Source organism: Ruegeria sp. I3, from assembly GCF_056532525.1.
Window position 1 is genome coordinate 179,116 of sequence record NZ_JBQFNI010000006.1, and the last position, 21,545, is coordinate 200,660.

At 57.4% G+C, this 21,545-nt stretch carries 20 protein-coding genes; 8 read left to right on the top strand and 12 right to left on the bottom strand.

Translation table 11 applies throughout. The annotated features are described in order from the left end of the window. The first annotated feature begins 84 nt into the window (after positions 1 to 84). Entirely contained in the window at positions 85 to 2,040 is a 1,956-nt protein-coding gene (locus tag ACR0L9_RS16470; RefSeq protein ID WP_480561851.1) for a 4Fe-4S binding protein, read from the top strand. Here the strand turns inward: ACR0L9_RS16470 and ACR0L9_RS16475 are convergent. Further along, on the bottom strand, positions 2,034 to 2,762 hold the full coding sequence (locus ACR0L9_RS16475) for a hypothetical protein (RefSeq protein WP_480896140.1): 729 nt from the start codon (positions 2,760 to 2,762) through the stop codon (positions 2,034 to 2,036). The two genes, ACR0L9_RS16470 and ACR0L9_RS16475, sit on opposite strands and share 7 nt — an antisense overlap. Before the next feature lie 132 nt (positions 2,763 to 2,894). On the opposite strand from ACR0L9_RS16475, the gene ACR0L9_RS16480 reads away from it, so the two are divergent. The 3 genes from ACR0L9_RS16480 to ACR0L9_RS16490 are packed head-to-tail and all read left to right on the top strand — an operon-like array spanning position 2,895 to position 5,127. Continuing rightward, on the top strand, positions 2,895 to 3,956 hold the full coding sequence (locus ACR0L9_RS16480) for an Mrp/NBP35 family ATP-binding protein (RefSeq protein ID WP_170610245.1): 1,062 nt from the start codon (positions 2,895 to 2,897) through the stop codon (positions 3,954 to 3,956). Continuing rightward, on the top strand, positions 3,953 to 4,651 hold the full coding sequence (locus tag ACR0L9_RS16485) for a biotin/lipoate--protein ligase family protein (RefSeq protein WP_170393355.1): 699 nt from the start codon (positions 3,953 to 3,955) through the stop codon (positions 4,649 to 4,651). The genes ACR0L9_RS16480 and ACR0L9_RS16485 overlap by 4 nt, the downstream gene beginning before the upstream one ends. After that, the gene (locus ACR0L9_RS16490) at positions 4,648 to 5,127 is read left to right on the top strand and encodes a DUF6505 family protein (RefSeq protein WP_480896142.1); all 480 of its coding nucleotides are present in this window, start codon (positions 4,648 to 4,650) and stop codon (positions 5,125 to 5,127) included. Before ACR0L9_RS16485 ends, ACR0L9_RS16490 begins: the two co-directional genes overlap by 4 nt. Here ACR0L9_RS16490 and ACR0L9_RS16495 read toward each other — a convergent pair. The 8 genes from ACR0L9_RS16495 to acs all read right to left on the bottom strand — a co-directional run bounded on the left by ACR0L9_RS16495 (position 5,124) and on the right by acs (position 14,516). Continuing rightward, complete coding sequence (locus tag ACR0L9_RS16495; protein ID WP_170595890.1) at positions 5,124 to 5,624, bottom strand: flavin reductase family protein; 501 nt, start codon at positions 5,622 to 5,624, stop codon at positions 5,124 to 5,126. The two genes, ACR0L9_RS16490 and ACR0L9_RS16495, sit on opposite strands and share 4 nt — an antisense overlap. An 86-nt stretch (positions 5,625 to 5,710) precedes the next feature. Beyond that, positions 5,711 to 7,123 (bottom strand): 3'-5' exonuclease, encoded by a 1,413-nt coding sequence (locus ACR0L9_RS16500; protein ID WP_170421193.1) that lies wholly within the window; start codon positions 7,121 to 7,123, stop codon positions 5,711 to 5,713. Positions 7,124 to 7,125: 2 nt separating this feature from the next. Further along, the gene (locus tag ACR0L9_RS16505) at positions 7,126 to 7,644 is read right to left on the bottom strand and encodes a hypothetical protein (RefSeq protein ID WP_170393351.1); all 519 of its coding nucleotides are present in this window, start codon (positions 7,642 to 7,644) and stop codon (positions 7,126 to 7,128) included. A 27-nt stretch (positions 7,645 to 7,671) separates the two neighbouring features. Beyond that, entirely contained in the window at positions 7,672 to 9,495 is a 1,824-nt protein-coding gene (locus ACR0L9_RS16510) for a DUF294 nucleotidyltransferase-like domain-containing protein (RefSeq protein WP_170405191.1), read from the bottom strand. A 108-nt stretch (positions 9,496 to 9,603) separates the two neighbouring features. Continuing rightward, entirely contained in the window at positions 9,604 to 11,388 is a 1,785-nt protein-coding gene (locus ACR0L9_RS16515) for a sodium:solute symporter family protein (protein ID WP_170393349.1), read from the bottom strand. A 5-nt stretch (positions 11,389 to 11,393) separates the two neighbouring features. Further along, on the bottom strand, positions 11,394 to 11,678 hold the full coding sequence (locus ACR0L9_RS16520) for a DUF4212 domain-containing protein (RefSeq protein WP_010439512.1): 285 nt from the start codon (positions 11,676 to 11,678) through the stop codon (positions 11,394 to 11,396). A gap of 182 nt (positions 11,679 to 11,860) precedes the next feature. After that, positions 11,861 to 12,544, bottom strand: a complete 684-nt coding sequence (locus ACR0L9_RS16525; protein ID WP_170610249.1) for an adenylate kinase — start codon at positions 12,542 to 12,544, stop codon at positions 11,861 to 11,863. A 7-nt stretch (positions 12,545 to 12,551) separates the two neighbouring features. Continuing rightward, the gene (gene acs / locus ACR0L9_RS16530; protein ID WP_170405196.1) at positions 12,552 to 14,516 is read right to left on the bottom strand and encodes an acetate--CoA ligase; all 1,965 of its coding nucleotides are present in this window, start codon (positions 14,514 to 14,516) and stop codon (positions 12,552 to 12,554) included. 408 nt (positions 14,517 to 14,924) lie between these two features. Between acs and ACR0L9_RS16535 the strand changes: the two genes are divergently transcribed. From ACR0L9_RS16535 to ACR0L9_RS16545, 3 genes are read left to right on the top strand one after another with little or no spacing between them, the layout of a single operon-like run. After that, a complete protein-coding gene (locus ACR0L9_RS16535) occupies positions 14,925 to 15,941 on the top strand; it encodes a C4-dicarboxylate TRAP transporter substrate-binding protein (RefSeq protein WP_480896145.1) in 1,017 nt (338 codons plus the stop codon). A gap of 59 nt (positions 15,942 to 16,000) precedes the next feature. Continuing rightward, entirely contained in the window at positions 16,001 to 16,630 is a 630-nt protein-coding gene (locus ACR0L9_RS16540) for a TRAP transporter small permease (protein ID WP_170595881.1), read from the top strand. A 3-nt stretch (positions 16,631 to 16,633) separates the two neighbouring features. Next, positions 16,634 to 18,037, top strand: a complete 1,404-nt coding sequence (locus tag ACR0L9_RS16545) for a TRAP transporter large permease (protein ID WP_480896146.1) — start codon at positions 16,634 to 16,636, stop codon at positions 18,035 to 18,037. Between the two features lie 50 nt (positions 18,038 to 18,087). Here ACR0L9_RS16545 and ACR0L9_RS16550 read toward each other — a convergent pair whose 3' ends face one another. The 3 genes from ACR0L9_RS16550 to rocF are packed head-to-tail and all read right to left on the bottom strand — an operon-like array spanning position 18,088 to position 20,978. Further along, positions 18,088 to 19,131, bottom strand: a complete 1,044-nt coding sequence (locus ACR0L9_RS16550; protein ID WP_304621968.1) for an ornithine cyclodeaminase — start codon at positions 19,129 to 19,131, stop codon at positions 18,088 to 18,090. 6 nt (positions 19,132 to 19,137) lie between these two features. Continuing rightward, complete coding sequence (gene ctlX / locus ACR0L9_RS16555; RefSeq protein ID WP_480896147.1) at positions 19,138 to 20,058, bottom strand: citrulline utilization hydrolase CtlX; 921 nt, start codon at positions 20,056 to 20,058, stop codon at positions 19,138 to 19,140. Further along, positions 20,058 to 20,978, bottom strand: coding sequence for an arginase (rocF, locus tag ACR0L9_RS16560; protein WP_170510828.1), 921 nt, complete (start codon positions 20,976 to 20,978; stop codon positions 20,058 to 20,060). The genes ctlX and rocF overlap by 1 nt, the downstream gene beginning before the upstream one ends. An 86-nt stretch (positions 20,979 to 21,064) precedes the next feature. Here rocF and ACR0L9_RS16565 point away from each other — a divergent pair, with 86 nt between their 5' ends. Further along, positions 21,065 to 21,493, top strand: coding sequence for an Lrp/AsnC family transcriptional regulator (locus tag ACR0L9_RS16565; RefSeq protein WP_170393340.1), 429 nt, complete (start codon positions 21,065 to 21,067; stop codon positions 21,491 to 21,493). Positions 21,494 to 21,545 lie beyond the last annotated feature (52 nt).

The window sequence follows — 21,545 nt, forward strand, 5'->3', positions numbered from 1 at the left end:
GGATTTTCTCTGATGCTTCGCATTGCCTCGGCGCGGATTGGGTCTAAGCTGCTGATGGGGCAGAACGCAGCGTCGGGAGGGGAAATGGCCAGCAAGCTCATATTGTGTGATTGCGAGGGGACGCAGTCCCTGAACGCAGATGGTATTTCTGCAGCCTGCGATACGGAGTGCTCGAAGGTGCATACCGCCCTTTGTACGCGCCAGATTCAAACTGCCGCCGAGTTGATGACGGGCGATGAGCAGGTGGTGTTTGCCTGCGCTCAGGAAAGTGCAGTTTTTAGCGAGCTTGCCGAGGAACTGGGTGTTGAAGCGCCCGGATTTGTCGATCTGCGCGACCGAGCTGGCTGGTCCGAACAGGGGACCGATGCAACCCCCAAAATGGCTGCGCTCGCGGCTGAGGCATTACTGCCGCAGCCAGTGACCCCAAGTTTCGATGTCATCAGTGAAGGAACCTGCTGTATTGTGGGGCCCGGAGAGGTTGTCTTTCCGTTGGCCGAACAGCTGTCCGCTGTGTTGGCCGTGACTGTGCTTTTGGTTGACGATGCAGAACCGCTAAGCCGCAACTATGACGTTGCGCGCGCACGGATACGCAGACTGACCGGCGCGCTGGGCGGATTTGTTTGGCATCTGGATCAGGTGCAGCAACTAGATCCCGGCGGACGCGGAGAATTTGGTTGGAGCGCACCCCGTGACGGTGCAACGTCGCGTTGCGACATTGTTGTTGATCTGACCGGAGCAACACCTTTGGTTAATGCCCCCGAAAAGCGCGAGGGGTACTTGCGCGCTGATCCCCGCGATGCGGTGGCCGTCGCGCGTCTTGCTTTTGAAGCGGTGCAACTGGTCGGGACCTTTGAAAAACCGCTCTATGTCCGATTGGATGAGACGCTTTGCGCCCATTCGCGAGCGGAACAAACGGGGTGTTCAAACTGTCTGGACGTCTGCCCGACCGGTGCGATCACACCGGCTGGCGATCATGTAGCCATTGATCCGATGATTTGCGCCGGGTGCGGTGAGTGTTCGGCGTTGTGCCCGTCGACTGCCATCACATATGAAGATCCTCCGGTCTCGGCGGTATTGTCGCGGATGCACATACTGGCCCGGACCTTCCGGCGCGCGGGCGGCGTTGCACCGCGACTACTGGTGCACGACGCCCATGGGGCGCAGATGATCCGGATGGCGGCCCGGTTTGGACGGGGACTGCCAGCGGATGTCATTCCGCTGGAGCTGAATGTGGTTTCGGGCTTTGGACATGCCGAGATGCTCGCAGCGCTGGCGCATGGCTTTGCGCGCGCCGATATCCTGATTAGCCCCAAGACCGAACGGGACGCGCTTGATCGTGAATTAGAGCTGGCTCTGGCAATCGCAGAGTACGACGCGCTGAGTCTGATCGATGAAACCGACCCGGATGCGCTGGCAGATCTGCTTTATGCGCAAGATGTTCTGCAGCCATTGGCTGATCCGGTGCTTCCACTGGGTAATCGTCGTCAAATAGCGCGTCTGGCGGCGCAAGCTTTGAACCCGGAGGTCGAGGTGCCGCTGGCCCTGCCCGAGGGCGCGCCTTATGGCGCGATTGCAGTGAATACCGACACCTGTACATTGTGCCTGAGTTGCGTGTCCCTTTGCCCATCGGGGGCGCTGATCGATAACCCGGACAAGCCGCAGTTGAATTTCCAGCAGGACGCCTGCCTGCAATGCGGGATTTGCCGAACGATCTGCCCAGAACAGGCGATCACACTAGTGCCCCAGCTTGATCTGAGCGACCAAGCGCTGTCACAACAGGTGCTGAATGAAGAGGAACCCTTTGAATGCGTCGAATGCGGCGCAGCGTTTGGCGTTAAATCAACGGTTGAGCGGATCATGGAAAAGTTGTCGGGCACACATCCGATGTTCGCGACCTCGGATCAGGCGCGGATGATCCAGATGTGCGACAATTGCCGGGTGAACGCCCAGTTCCATAGCGCTGACAATCCGTTTCAATCCGCCCCCAGACCTCGGGTTGTCACAACGGATGATTACCTTTCAAAGCGCAAGGATCACTGAAGTTGCAGTGGCGCGCCCAGATCGGCGGCGCGCATGGCGGTCACGAAAGCCAGAATTGCTTCGAGGTCATCCAGGCTCATCTCGACCGGATGGATCGGCGAGGGGCGCTCGGGCGGGAAAGGTTCGGTGACGCCCTCGATCTGCGTGAAAGCTGGGTGTGGGTTCAGGGCAAAGAACGCCTGAAACCGTTCCGACCAGTCGGGCATTGCGCGCAGCACTGCGAAAGACGGGGTCGAACCCAGCCCGTTCATCCGATTCTGTGGGCCAATCACATGGCACCGGCCACAATGTGTCATCGACAGATCTTCGCCAAGCAGCGCGTTTCCGTCGACCAAGACCTCTTTGGTAACAGCGGCAGTTTCGAAACTTGCGCTAAAGGGCGTGCCCTCGTCGGGGATGAAGTTTTCAACCGTCCGTCTGCCAATGTCGGAAAGTAGCCATTCACGAAACCTTACCTGCTTGGCGCTGTCGTCGATTCTTAGATGATAGACCACCCCGTCACGGGCAAAGACCGGATCGCCGGGCGAACTTGGGGCCAGTGACATGACGCCGCTTTCATCCGCAACAACACGTATACCGGTCTTGAGAGAAAAGCGCGGAAGAATATGTTGCAAAAGACCTGAGTTTGTCACCTCATCCGGGGCGGCAAGGCCCAATGCCTCTTGCGACCAAGAGGGGGTGGCGGTGAGCGTCAGGCTCAGGCACAACAGGACAAAGCGCATGGTTAAGCCTAACGGCGGCTGACCCGATGCGTCAAATGTACAAAATGAGACGGAGACACATGCAATGAGCGGCGACTATATTCTGTCGATACGCAAGGCGCCCAGCGCGGGGCGGATCAAGGGGAAGACGGCATGAGCATCCGTGATGCAGTTCTAGCGAACTTAAAGAAGATTACCGATCCGGTTTCTGGTCAGGATATTGTGAGCGCGGGTATCGTGCGTGCATTGAATGTAGAAGGCGATACCGTTCGGTTTGTGCTGGAGATCGATCCCAAACAGGCCGAGAAGATGGAGCCCGTACGCGCCACAGCCGAACAGGCGGCACAGATGGTCGATGGTGTTTCCAAGGTCTCGGCAATGTTGACCGCGCATTCGGACAAGGCGCCGCCTGATTTGAAGCCCAAGCCCAAGCCCTCACAAACCGGACCGCAGGCCGTTCCCGGTGTGGACCGGATCATCGCGGTTGCGTCGGGCAAGGGTGGCGTGGGCAAGTCCACCGTGTCGGCTAACCTCGCCTGCGCGCTGGCTGCTGAAGGCCGTCGCGTAGGCCTGTTGGACGCAGACGTATATGGCCCTTCACAACCCCGGATGCTGGGTGTGTCGGGGCGACCGGCCAGCCCAGATGGCAAGACGATCCTGCCGCTGCGCAATCACGGTGTCACCATGATGTCGATGGGGTTAATGACCAACGAAGGGCAGGCGGTTGTCTGGCGCGGCCCCATGCTGATGGGCGCCTTGCAGCAGATGATGAGTCAGGTGCAATGGGGCGCATTGGATGTGATGATCGTTGATCTGCCCCCCGGAACCGGCGATGTGCAACTGACGCTGAGCCAGAAGTTTCAGGTGGATGGAGCCATTGTCGTCTCAACCCCACAGGATGTTGCTTTGATCGACGCCCGCAAGGGGATCGATATGTTCAACCAGCTCAAGACGCCCATTGTTGGGATGATCGAAAACATGTCGACGCATATTTGCTCGAATTGCGGACACGAAGAACATGTCTTTGGCCATGGCGGTGTTGCCTCAGAAGCCGAGGCGCTGGGCGTGCCATTGCTAGGGGAAATTCCGCTGCATCTGGATATCCGAGTTGCCGCCGACGGGGGTGCCCCCATCGTGGTCAGCAAACCTGACAGCCCGCAAGCCGAAGCCTTCCGCAAGATCGCCAGCGACATGATTGCCAAGGGCAACGCGTGACCCAGCCGGTCTTTCCCCCATTGCTAAAAGGGCAACCTGCCAAGGCCGGCGAAGACCCGTTCGAGCGGGCCCAGGCCATGGCAGCGCTGGGCTGTGACGCGGGAACTGTGGTCCACAATATTCAGGCGGATCGTCTGCGCGTTGCGATAGTATTCGCGCCCGAGGTTCCGTTGCGGGATGCTATGGCAATGCTGCCGCTTTGTGCTGTCGGGTTCCAGAATGCGCTGGGCGCGCTGGCCCCGCCCGAGGTCGCGGTGCACTTGGGTTGGGATGGGCTGATCTGTGTAAACGGTGCAAAATGTGGGACAATAAAAGTTGCAGCGTCGTCTGCCGAGGTGGATGAGGTTCCCGATTGGCTGATCGTTGGTTGGGAACTGGCCTTGCTTCAAACCAGCGATGCACCAGGGGAAACACCGGATGTTACCTCGCTCTATGATGAAGGATGCGCCGAGGTTTCTGCGACGCAGTTGGTCGAGAGTTGGTCGCGTCACATGTTGACCTGGTTGAACCGCTGGAACGAGGACGGTAACGCGCCGCTTCACGCGGAGTGGATGGGACTGCTGCGCGGTGTCGGAGAACCTATTGGAGAAGGGGGTGTCTTTCTGGGCACCGATGAGCGCTTCGGTATGCTGATCCGTGACGGCGCGGACACACATATACGCCCGCTGACAGAATTATTGGAGATCGCAAGATGAAACTCGCCCGTGCTATCCATTTTGATGAAAGCGATATGAACGTGTTTCATTCACCCGCAAGAACCGGTGAATGGTGCATCTCGGGCGGATTCGAGTTTTCGAACTGGAGTGAGGCTGATCTGGAAGGCAAGGCGCGTCAGGCCTTTGCCAATGGATGGCTGGGGCTTGAAACCTTCGGGCGCGTTACATTTGTTGCCGTCACACAAGTCGAGCAGGCCGAGATTGACCAGATCACGCAATATCTGGCCGAGCATTTCGTGCAATTCTACGGCGCGCCTTCGGTTGAAGCCGCGTTAGAAGTGGCGCAGGCCGAAATCTCACATATGTCCGAGCTGTGCGAAGATCATGCCCCGAACACATTGCTGACCGTCGCCCGAGAGCTGACGGGGGCAGGGGTGCACGAGGCATTCCGAGTGATCACCCCGCAAGAGACGCAACTTGAAGCGTTGGCCGTCCACGGCTCGCTGGACGATTAGATCAGATCGGCGAAGCCGCCGAATTGTCCGCGCTTGAAGATCAGCCCCTGACCTGGGCGATGCATGACCTGTTCAACATGACCAACAAGGATCAGGTGGTCACCTGCCTCATGACGGGCCGACAGGCGGCAATCGAAGCGGGCGAGGCATTCCGCAAGTCGGGGGCGTCCGGCGTCATCCTCCTGCCAATCCGCATGGGAAAAATCGAACCCGTTTCGCGCGAATTGCAATGCTTGGTCGTGCTGGTCCTGCGCCATTACGTGGATCGCGTAATGTTCGCAGTTGTGGAACGCGTCGTACCGGTTCGAATCCCGATCAAGACACCACAGGACCAGCGGCGGGTCCAGCGATACAGACGCAAATGAGTTCACCGTTATTGCGGCGGGGCCCTCGGAGGTATTTGTGGTCACAACGGTGACGCCGGTGCCGAAACAGCCCAGGGCCTCGCGAAAGGCAAGGCTTTGCTCGGGGCTGGGAATGAAAGTTTTTTCCGTCATCGCGCGCTCGTACATGGGCCTGTCTCAGGTGCCACGCGACGCCGGGATTGTCCACGGAAAGCTGCGGTGATTTTAGGAATTTCTGGTCAGTTCAGGTCTTCAAGCAACCGTCCGTGTTTGCGAGTCTCGGTGATGACGTCGCCAAAGGTCACCAAATTACGGGCCGTAAGCATCGGTAGCATCCGAACCAGCACTTCGGCGGTCGCGACGGCATCACCCAAAGCCGTGTGACGCAGGGCTTCGGGAATTGTTATGCCAAGCCGTTCGCAGACCGCGTCCAGCGTATGCGTTTCGCTTGCCCCGAACAGCACCGCCGACAGCAGGACCGTATCCAGAATGGGGTGGCTCCATTCCACCCCCATACGCTCGGCATGGCGGCGCAGGAAAGCCATGTCGAATGGTGCGTTATGGGCAACAATGACGGCATCCCGGGCAAATTGGTGAAAGCTGCGACCGGCCTCGGCAATATCAGGCGCACCCTGAACCATCCGGTCGCTAACCTTATGCACTTTGGTTGAAGCTGGGGGGATCGGGATGCCGGGATCGACCAGGGTATCAAGCCGTTCGCCTTCGACGATCTTACCCTTTACGACGCGCACCGCACCGATCTGTACGATCTCATCCTTATGCGGGAGCAGGCCCGTGGTTTCGGTGTCAAAGACTACGAAGCAGAGGTCCAACAGGGGTCTATCTTCAAACGCGTCGTCACCGGGTGTGTCGAGAAGTTCGAAATCGTAAACCAGCGGGCGGGCCGCGTCGGGGTCGATCTGCGCAGCACTGTCATCGAAAACCAGCATGTAACCAGGGGCATCGCCCAATGGTTTCATACGGGCCGAATAGGATTGCCGCCCATCAACACTGGTCAGCGTGCAATGGACGTCTTTCCCGGTCTTGACCAGCTTCGCATAAGAATCCGTCAGGCCCGTCGCTTCGAGATAGTCAAACAGCGACGCGTTCAACCGGGGATGTGCGATCTGTGCCAGAACCTCAGCCGCCTGCGCGTCATATAGAACGATCTGATGCTTCGGTCCGGCTAAAAGCATTGCAACCGGAATCTCGGTCAGCAGCGCCGTTAGACGTTGTTTTTCCGAGGCCAGATGGGCCGTTTCCGCGGCCACGGCCTCAGCCGTGGTCATGGCGTTGGCAGCCAGTTGTTCGGCCAGTCCAGCGGCGGCGGGGGCCAGATCGCCCAAATAACGCGCCGCCTGAAGGTCCAAATCCGTGCTGACCCCGGCGTGTGCGCGCGCCCGGAGTTGGGCCGAGAGCCGCTCGATCGGTTTTGCAACGTTGTCATCAAAAAGAAGCCAGACTCCGGCAACTAGCGCCAACATTCCAAAAGCGATCAGTATCTCTGCGAAGATGAATGCATCCATAAGGGCAGGATCACTTGCCCTCTGATAACCGACCCACAAAGCCAGGGTGCTGATGATCAGCCCTCCTGCCGCAAGTAATAGGAAGAACAGGAACACCCTCAGGCGCAGGCTCAGATGGTTCAACATGGTCAGACCCCGCAGGTTGCCTCGATCACCGGATCTTCAGCGTCGATCTTGATCCAGCTGGCGTTCAGCAAACGTCCGTCATCGGCGAATTCGGCCCCGTCTGCCAGGTTGGCGCGGCTGTTTTCGGCGCAGTTTACAGCGACCGGCATCTTCGAGACCGGTGCCCAGCGTCCAAAGAAGTAAAGATCAACCAGACGCTCGTCCGGCAAATTGGCATTTGTGCGTACCGATGTGGCGTCGATCGCAGCAAAGCGGTCGACAAAGGGCACAGCGTACGTCCAAGGGCGATAAAAGGCGCGGCTTTCCACCTCCTGCACGATGGTGAGGCTGTCGGGCAGTTGGTCGCGCGTACGGTCATACCAAGAATACTCGCTGGTAATCGTCATACCGATCATCCCCGCACCTGCCGCAACCGGCGCGGCCCATTTGGGCAAGCGGCCCCCGGTCAGCTTGTTTACCACCATCACGACACCCGCAAAGGCAAAGCCTGCAAAAATCGTGCCGATCAGTTCCAGAAACATGTGATTTCTCCGTTCATTTCCAGTTTCTTAACCCAGCATTCCTTTGCCATGGCCAACCGCTGATTGCATGGTTTTTACCACGACAAAGGCATCGCGAAGATGACTTCGCTCAAAGTCCGACAATTCAGCGGGTGGCAGGTAATTGTCCGGTGCATCCCCGGATTTGACCAGACGCACTTGATGTTCCAATCGGGTCTCAGCGATCAGGTCATATGCGTCCAGTAAATCGCGTGCGCCAGACGCGCTGAGCACACCCGCAGCCTCGGCGGCGCTAAGACGGGCGCGGGTGTTCGCTTCGGTTAATTGTCCCTGCAGGCTGTAGATGCGTGCCAGATCCACGACAGGCACCACGCCATTATGCTTGAGGTCGAGCGTATTGCGATGCTCACCCGAACGTATGGTGGCGAATCCACGCAGCAGGCCCAGAGGAGGCGTGTGTTTCAGTGAGTTCGAAATCATATGCGCGACAAAGATCGAATTCGCATTGGCTGCCGCCAGCGTATCGGCCTGCAGGTCGGTGAACAGATCGAAGGACCCTCCGATGGGCCGCAGGTCAAACATCACCGAGGCCAGCATTTGCGCCTCAGGGTTGGGTTTGGCGATCCAGCCATTGAAATACTCGCGCCAGACACGCACGGGCTGGCACCAGCGAGGGTTGGTCGCCATCATGTCACCGGGGCAATAGAAATAACCGCAGGTATCCAGCCCGTCTGAGACGAATTTGGCCAGCGCAGCGAAGTAGGCCATATCACCGTCTGCCACACTGTCATCAAGCATCAGGCAATTGTCCTGATCAGAAACTCCGGTCTGTTCCTGCCGTCCTTGCGAGCCGCAAGCAAGCCACAAGTAGGGCACTGGCGGTGCACCCAGTTCAGCCTCAGCCAGTGCCAGCAACCGCCGCGTCGCAGTGTCTGCGATGTCGGTGATCAGCCGTGTAACGATCTCGTGCCGGTTGCCACCCGCGACGAGTTGGACCAGAAGTTGTGGTATCTCAGCGGTGACTTGAGCCATCTCTTGCGGGCTGTCGGCGCGGGCAATTCGTCCTACCAACTCGGCAGAATTGACCGCCTGATAGCGGGTGAGGTCGGTTTGGGTTACGATTCCGACCAGCTTACCGGCCTCGGAAATTGGAATATGACCGATGCCACGTTCCATCATCACGTGTAATACGTCCGAGCCGATATCTGTCGGGGCAAGAATGATTGGATCGGCGGTCATGATCGCCGAAACCGCGGTGTCAGCGGGCATCGCCTCGGCGACGTATTTGCCGGAAATATCGCGGAGGGTTGCGATACCCAACAATCTGTCCCCTTCGGTCACGCAAAGCGATGAGATATGGCGGTCGCGCATGATCTGCGCGGCGTTTTGAACCGGTGTATCGGGCGGGCAGGTGGCAGGGTCACGAGCCATCAGCACGTCAATTGCACTGGTAGCCAGGCTTTGCGGTCCGCTCCGCCCACCGCGTGAACGGTTAAAGAACTTGGACACCACATCGTGACCTTCGATCAGGTTTTTCACAAGGTCTGGCGGCAACACGATCAATACTGACGGCGTGTGCGCGCGCGCATGTGTGGCGGCTTTGCCGTCCTTCAGCAATCCGCGCTCACCAAAAGAATTGCGCAATCCCAGATGCGAAACGACAGCGCCGTTTTCATCGGTAATTTCTACCTGTCCTTCATAGATCACAAAGACGCCGGGCAGAGCGTTGCCCAACTGGTAAATGCTGCCATCGGCATCGACTTCGCGCACTTCGATCTGCTTGGCCAGATCGTCCAAAGCATCATGGGGCAACGAGTCATAGGGGTGTACAGACTTCAGAAACCGGGTGATTTCGTCATGGGACAGGGGCATTTACGCTCTCCGGAGTTCCGAATAAAAAATCCCGCCCGGTGGTGTGCCGGGCGGGAACAGTAAGTCGAAAGATGCGATCGAAGACAAGAGCCGCCGACCGCATCACACTCAGTGATCCTGAGCTGCGCCCGCACCACGGGGAATGCGAATGCTTTCGACCATATCTTTGATCTCCTGCGGAGTCTCTTTGGTCATACCGGCAACGACGTAGGCGACGCCGAAGTTGATCATCGCACCGATGGCGCCGAACGAGGTCGACTTGATCGGACCCAGAAGCGGATCAGCATCGGTGAACGAGTTGGTGCCCGGAATGAACAGCCAGCCCTTATGCAGGAAGATGTAGACCAGGGTTACGGTCAGACCAGCCAGCATACCTGCAACCGCGCCGGTGTTGTTGATGCGGGTCGAGAAGATCCCCATCATCAGCGCCGGGAAGATCGAGGCAGCCGCCAGACCGAAGGCCAAGGCCACGGTTTGTGCCGCAAAGCCCGGAGGGTTGAGACCCAGGTAGGTTGCAACAACGATGGCTACAGCCATTGCAATCCGTGCCGCCAGAAGTTCACCCTTTTCAGAGATCGACGGGTTGATTGCACCTTTGACAAGGTCATGGGACACAGCCGACGAGATCGCCAGCAGCAGGCCCGCAGCGGTTGACAGAGCAGCCGCAAGACCACCAGCAGCGACCAGACCAATCACCCAACCTGGCAAGTTGGCAATCTCAGGATTGGCCAGAACCAGGATGTCGCGGTTGAACTTGGTCAGCTCGTTACCGACCCAGCCTTTTTCTTCGGCGATTGCAGTCATCGCCTCGGATTTGTCGTTGTAGTACTGGATCTTGCCGTCGCCGTTCTTGTCTTCCCAATCCAGCAGACCGGTTTTCTGCCAAGTGGCCATCCAGTCGTAACGCGGATCATTGTCGATTTCCTCAACCGAAACAGCGCCACCTTCGATGCCACCATTGGGCCACATCATGTCGGTGATGTTCAGGCGCGCCATTGCACCAACAGCAGGAGCCGTCAGGTACAGCAGAGCGATGAAGACCAGCGCCCAGCCTGCCGACCAACGTGCGTCAGACACTTTGGGAACGGTGAAGAAGCGCATGATGACGTGCGGCAGACCCGCAGTACCGATCATCAGCGACAGGGTGAACAGCACCATGTTAAGCGTATTCGAGTGGTGGGCCGTGTAGTCGTTGAAGCCCAACTCGGTCACGATGGCGTCCAGCTTAGTCAGCAGGGGTTCACCGCTGGCGGTGTCACCAAACAGACCCAGTGCCGGAACAGGCGTGCCGGTCAGCTGCAGCGAGATGAAGATGGCCGGGATGGTATAGGCGGTGATCAGCACGCAGTACTGAGCGACCTGAGTGTAGGTCACGCCCTTCATCCCACCAAACACTGCGTAGGCAAACACAACGCCGGCGCCGATCAGCAGACCTGTAGTGTTGGACACTTCGAGGAAGCGACCAAAGGCCACGCCAACACCGGTCATCTGACCGATCACGTAGGTCACCGACGCAACGATCAGACAGATCACCGCAACGATACGTGCGGTCTGGCTGTAGAAACGATCGCCGATGAATTCCGACACGGTGAACTTGCCGAACTTACGCAAGTAGGGCGCAAGCAGCAGGGCCAGCAGCACGTAGCCACCGGTCCAACCCATCAGGAAGGTCGAGTTGTCGTAGCCGGTAAAGGCAATCAGGCCCGCCATCGAGATGAACGAGGCCGCAGACATCCAGTCCGCCGCTGTCGCCATACCGTTGGTGACCGGGTGAACGCCGCGACCGGCGGCATAGAATTCCGATGTGGAACCCGCACGGGCCCAGATCGCGATGCCGATGTAAAGCGCAAAAGACGCGCCCACAAACAGCAGGTTGATGGTAAACTGATCCATGCCGATTACTCCTCGTCCACGCCGTGCTCAGCGTCGAGCTTGTTCATGCGCCAGGCGTAGTTGAAGATCAGCACCAGAAAGACCAGGATCGATCCTTGCTGAGCGAACCAAAAGCCCAGATCTGTACCGCCAACGGCGATGCCCGATAGCAACGGACGCAGCAGAATGCCGAATCCAAACGACACCAGCGCCCAAATCGCGAGGCTGATGTAGATGAGGCGCAGGTTGGCCTGCCAATAGCCCTTGTCGGCTTCGGCAGTCTGCGCGGAGTTTGTTGAATGATCCGCCATCGCGGGTTCCTCCTTCGCTTCCCTCATTGGCGGCCCATTGCCCAACTCCTCCAGTGCGGTGGGCCGCTTCTCGGTTGTGCCAAACGCCCCGTGACGTCAGGCATAACTCCTCTGGTCCGCCAAGGCGGGTCCATTGAAGTATTCTGTTTTAGGATCAAAGCCCTAGGGCTTATCTCCTCCCCTTATTTCATGACCTCGCCGACAATCCCTTGAAGGTCTTGCGCGATGTCGTCGATCTGACCCATGGCATCGATGCCTTTCAGCACGCCCTGGGCTTGATAGTAGTCAATCAGCGGTGCGGTCTGCGCGTGATAGGCCGCCAGACGCGACGCGACCGTTTCGGCATTGTCGTCGGCGCGGCGTTTGAATTCTGTGTGACCGCACTTGTCGCATTTGCCGTTTTCGATGGGCTGCTTGTACGTGTCGTGATAGCCCTCACCGCATCCGGCGCAGGTGTAACGACCCGAAATCCGCGTCACCATCTCGGCGTCTTCAACTTCAAGGCTGATGGCCGCGTTGATCTTCTGATCTGAAGACGCGAGCAGACCATCAAGAGCCTCGGCCTGGACTGTGGTCCGGGGGAAACCATCCAGTATGACGCCCTTGGCGCAGTCCGGTTCCGCCATGCGGTCGCGCAGGATCGCGATGACGATGCCGTCGCTGACAAGATCGCCTGCCTCCATAACCGCTTTGGCAGCATTACCAGCCTCGGTACCTGCGGCGACCGCGTCACGCAGCAGATCACCGGTGCTGAGTTGTACAAGCCCGAACTTCTCTTCAAGCATACGAGCCTGCGTACCCTTCCCGGCGCCCGGAGGGCCGAGAAGGATCAGAACAGCGGGGGATATGGTCGTGGCAGCGTCCATCACATCCTCACTTGTTTGCCCGGTTTTCGATCAGGTCTTCGACCACTGACGGATCGGCCAGGGTCGACGTATCGCCAAGCGAACCAAAGTCGTTCTCGGCAATCTTGCGCAGAATTCGGCGCATGATCTTGCCCGAGCGAGTCTTGGGCAAGCCGGGGGCCCACTGGATCACATCAGGCGAGGCAATCGGTCCGATCTCGGTCCGGACCCAGGTGCGCAGTTCCTTTAGCAGCTCATCCGAAGGTTCGCGATCATTCATCAAAGTGACATAGCAATAGATGCCTTGCCCTTTGATTTCATGGGGGTAACCAACCACAGCGGCCTCGGCGACGGCGGCATGGGCGACCAGCGCGCTTTCCACCTCGGCCGTGCCCATCCGGTGGCCGGAGACGTTGATTACATCATCGACGCGGCCAGTGATCCAGTAATCGCCATCCTCATCGCGACGGCAGCCATCGCCGGTGAAGTAGTAGCCTTTGTAGTCCGAGAAATAGGTCTTCTCGAACCGCTCATGATCGCCCCAAACGGTGCGCATCTGACCGGGCCAGCTGTCTTTGATGCACAGAACACCCTCAACGCCATTTCCCTCGATCTCAACACCGGATTGCGGGTCCAGAACCACCGGCTGGATGCCGAAGAACGGTTTCATCGCCGAGCCGGGCTTCATCGCATGCGCACCAGGCAGGGGGGTCATCAGGTGACCGCCGGTTTCGGTCTGCCACCAGGTGTCAACAATCGGGCATTTGCCTTTACCAACTACTTCATTGTACCAGTTCCAGGCTTCCGGGTTGATCGGCTCGCCGACTGTGCCCAGCGTCCGGAGATCGCTCAGGTCGCATTTCTCGACGAACTCGGTACCCTGACCCATCAGAGCGCGAATTGCCGTCGGAGCGGTGTAGAACTGGTTCACCTTGTGCTTTTCGCACACCTGCCAGAAGCGTGATGCATCCGGATAGGTCGGCACGCCTTCGAACATCAGTGTGGTCGCGCCGTTGGCCAGTGGACCGTAGACGATATAGCTGTGGCCGGTGACCCAGCCGACATCGGCGGTGCACCAGTAAACGTCGCCTTCATGGTAGTCGAATGTGATCTCATGTGTCATCGCGGCATAGACCAGATAACCGCCGGTCGTATGGACGACACCTTTGGGCTGACCGGTCGAACCGGAAGTATAGAGAATGAACAGCGGATCTTCGGCATTCATCTCGGCGGGTGCGCAATAGTCATCCGCTTCAAGCGCCATTTCGTTGTAATCATAGTCGCGGCCATCAATCCAAGTGGTCTGCCCACCGGTGCGTTTGACCACCAGACATTTCACGCTGTCTTTGCAGTGCAGCAGGGCCGCGTCTGCGTTGGACTTCAGCGGAGTCTTGCGGCCACCACGTGGTGCCTCATCGGCAGTGATGACGACCTTGGCATCACATCCGTTGACTCGGGCTGCCAACGCATCGGGTGAAAACCCAGCAAATACAATCGAATGGATTGCTCCGATCCGTGCACAAGCCAGCATCGCATAGGCTGCTTCTGGGATCATCGGCAGATAGATTACAACGCGGTCACCTTTGCGCACACCCATCGACTCGAGAATATTGGCCATGCGACAGGTGCGACGGTGCAATTCGGCGTAGGTAATGTGCTGAGCTTCGTCGTTTGGATCATCCGGTTCCCAGATGATCGCGGTCTGATCGCCGCGCGTATTCAAATGACGGTCAAGACAGTTGGCCGAGACGTTTAGCGTGCCGTCCGCATACCAGTTGATACCAACCGAACCAAAATCATAGCTGACGTCTTTGACCTGAGTATAAGGCTTGATCCAGTCAACGCGCTTGCCTTGCTCATCCCAGAATGCTTCGGGGTTGTTGATCGACGCAGCGTACATATCTGCGTATTTGTCGGCGTCGACATGCGCACGGGCGACAGTTTCTGCGGATGGCGGATATGTCTTGGCATCTGCCTGGGCAGCGGTAGTCATCTTTGAGGCTCCTCCCTCTGGACTGGATTACATGGGATCGATTTTGCCAGCCGATCAGGCAATGTCGATCCGGTTCCTCCCCAAGTTGAATAATACGGGGATCAGAAAAGAAATAAATAAATTGCCATAATCCTTGGATTTCTTTGTAAAGAAATTTCATTTCCGGCACTAATATTGTAAACAACTCTGAAATTATTCATAAAATATATTTTAAAACAGTAAGATAGCTGTAATGACATCAGCGCTCATTGGCATGTGTCTGGGGCTTTGGCCGACAGCTTCACTTTAATCTCGAAGTCTGGTGGCGATAACACCACTTCTTCTCGCAGGGGTTGGCAGCTTCTAGACTTGGCGCTAGCTTCACAATCAAGCATCCCGATAGGGGGCGCAACTAAGGGAGATACCACTATGAAAAAGATGTTGAGCGGTGCGGCTTTTGCCGCCCTGAGTGTGACGTTTGTCACCGAAGCAGCCGCGACCGAATGGAATGCCTCGGTCTGGGGTAAGCGCCGCGCATTTACCGAGCATGTTGAGAAACTGGCTGAACTGGTGAACGAAAAAACCGGCGGCGATTTCACCATCAATGTTAGCTATGGCGGATTATCGAAGCCCAAGGAAAACCTGGATGGTATCGAGATTGGCGCGTTCGAGATGGCGCAGTTCTGTGCGGGCTATCACCGCGATAAGAACCGCGCGATCACCGTTTTGGAACTGCCCTTCCTTGGCGTAAACACATTGGATGAAGAGGTGGCCGTCAGCCACGCAGTCTATGATCATCCAGCAGTCAAGGACGAGATGGCGCAGTGGAACGCGCGCATCATCATGACTTCACCGATGCCTCAATATAACCTTGTCGGCACCGGTGACCCTCGTGATGAGCTTGCCGAGTTCGACGGTATGCGCGTACGCGCCACTGGCGGTTTGGGGCAAGCATTTGAGGCGGTTGGTGGCGTACCTACGTCCGTGCCCGCGACCGAAGCCTATAATGCGATGGAATCTGGCGTGGTTGATACCGTGGCCTTCGCTCAGCATGCGCATTTGTCATTCGGGACGATCAACGAAGCTGACTGGTGGACGGCCAATCTGAATCCTGGAACGGTAAACTGTCCGGTGGTGGTGAATATCGACGCTTATGAAGCGCTGCCAGCCGAACATCGCGAAGCGCTGGACAGCTCGATTAATGAGGCTATCGATCACTATCTGGCCAACTACGGTGGACTGCTTGAAAAGTGGGATGGCGTGCTGGCAGAGAAAGGCGTTGAAAAGGTCGAGATTGACGATGCCGTGCTTGAGGAGTTTCGCGCCAAAGCCGCTGATCCGATTCGCGCGAAGTGGATCGAAGACATGACCGCTCAGGGGCTACCTGCGCAGGATCTTTATGATCTTGTGCAATCGACACTGCAACAGCAGCGCGGCGGTAACTGATCGCCACAGCCGGGTGTCATTAGGCACCCGGCATCTCCTTCAATCAAAGGAATGCTGAGATGGCAGGACATGCCACGGTGCTTGAGGATGGCAGTCTTCTAAGTCGGTTGGATCACCGTTTGTTACGTCTAGAGCGTTTTATGGCGCTGATCAGCGGCTTCGCGGTTTTCGGGCTGATGGTGCTGGCTGTTGTGTCAGTCAGCGGCCGAAACGCATTAAACGCGCCTTTGCCCGGATATGTTGACTGGATTGAACAGGCGATGCCCCTGATCGCGTTTCTGGGTATATCGTTTGTGCAGCGCGATGGCGGGCACATCCGAATGGATATCGTTATCTCGCGTCTGAAAGGGCGGGCGCTGTGGTTGTTCGAGCTGATCTCGGTTCTGTTGATACTGCTGCTGATGCTGGCGCTGGTTTGGGGTAGTTGGTCCCACTTTGACCGGTCCTTTGACTTCGGCGCTCCGATGTGGAGTCGCGACAGCTCGATTGATATCGGGATTCCTATTTGGCCAGCCAAGCTACTGGCACCCGTTGCTTTTTCGGTGCTGTGCGCCCGGTTAATCTTGCAGGTCTGGGGCTATGGACGCGCCTTCATACTGGGGCTCGAGACCCCGGTGGCCGTACCGCTGATACAGGATGCCGCCGCACAGGCTGCAGCCGAGGCCGAACAATTCGAAGGACGTAACTGATCCATGGACACGATTGATATCGGCCTTTGGGTCACTGCCGGACTGTTGGTTCTTGTCGTCACTGGCATGCGGGTGGCATTTGCTGCAGGTCTGGCAGGGTTGGTTGGCCTTGTTTGGATATTCTGGGCAAAGTTTGGGTATGATCCCGAGCGGTTTGGTAAGGCACTGACGGTGGCCGTCAAAACGGCTGGCCAGGTGCCACATTCCAAGGTGGCGTCTCATACGCTGAGCCTGATCCCAACATTCATCCTGATCGGCTATCTAGCCTACTACGCTGGCCTGACCCGCGCCTTGTTTGAGGCGGCAAAACGCTGGGTGGCATGGGTGCCTGGCGGGTTGGCCGTTTCAACGATTTTTGCGACCGCCGGTTTCGCCGCCGTATCAGGTGCATCGGTCGCCACATCAGCCGTCTTTGCGCGCATCGCCATCCCTGAAATGCTGGCCGTCGGGTATAATAAACGTTTCGCCGCCGGTGTGGTTGCCGCTGGCGGGACCTTGGCCTCGCTAATCCCCCCATCTGCGATCCTTGTGATTTACGCCATCATTGTCGAGCAGGATGTGGGAAAACTGCTGCTCGCAGGCTTCATCCCCGGTGCGTTTTCGGCGGTGATCTATGGCTTGCTGATCGTCGGTATCGCCGTGATCTTCAAGTCCGTCGGACCGCCGGTCACCGGGTTTACCTGGAAACAACGATTTGCTGCACTTCCGGGCGCACTGCCCATTGTGGCGGTGATCCTCATCATCATCTGCTTTGTCTATAACCCCTTCGGCGACAAGGCTTGGGGCACCCCGACCGAGGGCGGGGCCATCGGGGCCTTCATCGTGTTCTGCTTTGCCCTGATCCACGGCATGCGCTGGCCTGAATTCAAATCGGCCTTGCTTGAAACCGCCAAACTGACCGCCATGATTTTCGCGATTATTTGGGGTGTTTTGATCTACGTGCGCTTTCTTGGTTTCGCAGATCTGCCGGGGGCGTTTTCCGACTGGATCACTTCGCTCGAAATGTCGCCTATGTTGATCCTCATTTGCATCCTGCTGGCCTATGCCGTGCTGGGCATGTTCATGGATGCGATCGGTATGCTGCTCTTGACACTTCCGGTTGTGTATCCCGCCGTTATGGCCCTGAACGGAGGCGAGGCCGTCAGCGCAACAGACAGCGCCTTTGGTATGTCCGGGCCGATGTGTGCGATCTGGTTTGGTATCTTGGTGGTCAAAATGGCCGAGTTCTGCCTGATCACACCTCCTATTGGTCTAAACTGTTTTGTTGTCGCAGGCGTGAGGCCCGATCTTAGTGTTCAGGATGTCTTCAAGGGTGTAACGCCGTTCTTCATTGCCGATGCACTTACCATCGCACTGCTGGTGGCCTTTCCAGGGATTGTTCTCTACCTGCCATCGCTTGCGGGATAAGAAAAAGCCCCGGCCAAAGGCCGGGGCACAGTTTTAGAAGTGCGGGTTCTTTATCCTGCCCGCATCAACATCCCGAACAGATCCCGCGGGTCGTCAGGGTCTGCCAGCATATCCAATGCCTCATAGAAATCAGTGCCTTCAATCGCGCTTTTGATGTAACGTAGTGCCGAGAAGTCCTCGATCGCGAAGCCGACACTGTCGAACAACGTGATCTGTCGATCATCGGTGCGCCCTGTGGCTTGACCGGTCATAACTTCCCACATCTCGGTGACAGGGTGATCATTCTCCAGAGCTTGAATTTCACCTTCGATCCGCGTTTGCTCGGGGTATTCTACAAAGATATTCGAGCGCAGAAGGATATCGCGGTGCAGTTCGGTTTTGCCGGGGCAATCACCGCCAATGGCGTTGATGTGCACACCGGGGCCGACCATGTTGTCGGTCAGGATGGTGGCGTATTTCTTGTCAGCGGTGCAGGTCGTTATGATCTGAGCGCCTTCGATTGCGTCCTCCGGCGTTTTGCAGGGCACGACCGTCAGCCCTTTGCCCTGCAGATTGGCTGCACATTTCGCCGTCGCGTTCGGGTCTGTGTCGTAGAGCCGGACCGTATCGATGCCGCACATGGCTTTGAAGGCGAGGCACTGGAACTCGGATTGCGCGCCGTTTCCAATCATCGCCATCGTCGTCGCGGATTTGGGCGCGAGGTATTTGCCGACCAGCGCAGAGGTTGCCGCTGTCCGCAAAGCAGTCAACATCGTCATTTCGGTCAACAATGTCGGGTAACCGGTATAGACATCAGCCAGCAGGCCAAACGCGGTCACGGTCTGCAGGCCCTCAGACGTGTTCTTGGGATGCCCATTGACGTATTTGAACCCGTATGCCTCACCATCCGAGGTTGGCATCAATTCGATCACCCCATGTGGTGAGTGGGCCGGGATGCGGGGCGTTTTGTCAAAGCTCTCCCAGCGTTTAAAATCGGATTCGATCTGCGCGGCAATCTGCGTGATCATCTGTTCGACCCCGATGTGGTGGACCAGACGCATCATGTTGTCGACGGATACAAACGGCACGAGGGCCTTATCAGAAGGTTGCATCAAAGACTCCTATCGGCGGGAAAGATGGATACCAGCGATCATACAACGTACGGATCCACCGGCTGTTTCAATTGTGGGAACCGAGAGCGGCAGCGGAGTTGCACTGGCTTCGATGATCGCGACTTGAGCAGGTGTAAGAGCCTGTAGCGCTCGGCTGGACAACGCCAGGACAAGACCATCATTGCCACTAAGCTCAATCGCGTTTCCTGCAAAATCTGCAATCTGCTCATGGGACAGATCGATGACAGTCCGCCCAGATTCTTCCAGTCGTGCCCGAACTGTTGCGCGGCGTTCCGGGTCGGAAATCATGGCCAAACAAATCAGCGCGTAGTGCGTCCCGATCCCCATCAGAACATTGGTGTGATAGACATCGCGTCCTTCGGCATCCTTTGCATCAAAGGCAATCGGCTCATAGTTGAAATGCGTACAGAAACGCTCCAACAATACCGGATCAGCGCGGTTGGATCGAACGGTGTAGGCAATACGGCCGACGTGATCCAGAACCATTGCCCCTGTTCCCTCAAGCGCGAGGTCGTCTTGTTCGAGGCCGGAATAATCGATGACGTCCTGCACTCGATATTCCCGCTTCAGCAACTCGATTACATCTGAGCGTCTTTCGCGTCGACGCGAAGGTACGAACATCGGATATACGGCGACATGACCGCCCGGATGGGTCGAAAACCAGTTGTTTGGGAACACGCTGTCGGGTGTGTCGCGCTCGCCTTCGTCGTCAAACACATGAACGGTCACACCAGCAGTGCGAAGCTGTTCCACTGCTTTGTCATGCTCATTCCGCGCGGCAGCAGACGTCGCTGCAGCAGATCGATTTGCCAGTGTTTGAAATGCATTGTCGTCGCGGGTTTCAGGATTCGACGCAAATGCGTGCGGGCGCACCATCACGACAGCAGAAGGAGATTGAAGAGAAATCATCAGAAGCTCCGGGTTGGGCGATCGAAGATGCGACGACCCATCAGCGAGGCTGCAAGATCGACCATCAGTTTTGCGGTTCGGCCGCGCTCATCCAGGAATGGGTTCAGTTCAACTAGATCCAGCGAACAGACAAGGCCGCTTTCATGCAGCAATTCCATGACCAGATGGGCCTCACGTTCGGTGGCACCGCCGGGGACAGTGGTGCCGACGGCTGGTGCGATCGACGGGTCAAGGAAATCTACATCCAGCGAGACATGCAGGATGCCGTTTGCTGCGCGCACTTTGTCAAGGAAGGCCAGTAGGGGTGTCTTGATACCATGCTCGTCGATGCTGCGCATATCGGCGAGCATCGCGTGATCTTTTTCCAATGCCGCACGTTCGGCGGGATCGACCGAGCGCAAACCAATCATACCGACGCGATCCGTTGGGATCGGCGATATCAGCGGTGGAAAGGCGTCAAAGCCTGACTGGCCAGTGAAATAAGCGACCGGCGTTCCATGCAAATTACCGCTGGCCGTACTGCTGGGTGTATGGAAATCACTATGTGCATCTAACCAGAGCACGAACAGAGGGCGCCCGATACGGTCCGCATGTGCCGCCATTCCTGCCACTGTGCCCATCGACAGGGCGTGATCACCGCCCATGAAAATGGGAAGGCCTTCAAGCGCGGCTTCCTGAGCCGTGCGGCTTAGCGCCTGTGTCCAGCCCACGCATTCCGGTAAAGAGAACAGATGGGTGTCTTCCGAAATGTCGACGGCATCTGGTCGCGTGTCACCGATGTCCGACACAGAATGCCCGAGATCTGACAGCGCTTGGGCGAGACCCGCGACCCGATAGGCATCTGGACCCATCCGACAGCCTTGGCGGTGTTTGCCGGCATCCATCGGCGCTCCGGCGAGAATGATGTTCATTTTGCTCATAAGTCTATCTATCGATACGATATGAGTTGAGAAAAGAGATCAAATTGGTCAAAGTGAATTGGCTAATTCCGATTTGGTAATCACGCATGGACGAACTGGACAATCGCTTATTGAACGCACTGCACAGGGACGCTCGGGCATCGTTGTCGGAACTAGCTGAACTGCTCGGAGTGACCCGAACAACCGTGCGCAGCCGACTAAAGCGGCTTCAGCAGTCTGGCGAAATCGTCGGCTTTACCGTTGTGACACGGCAGGGCGTGTCGGAAAGCCCTGTTCGTGGATTGATGATGCTTGAGATCGCAGGCCGCGGGACCGAGCGGATCAGATCGCGGATCGCTGCGATGCGTCAGGTTCGGGCGGTGCACTCAACCAATGGAAGTTGGGATCTGATCGCAGAGATCGGAACCGATACACTGGATGAGCTTGATGAAGTCCTGTTCCAGATCCGTCGGATGGAGGGTGTCACACGATCTGAGACCAATCTGTTGCTTTCGACACGCAAGGGCCGTTCGTGACGCGTTGCCCAAGGCCCTTTGCCGGATGGAAAATTCGTGCAAAGCTTTGAAT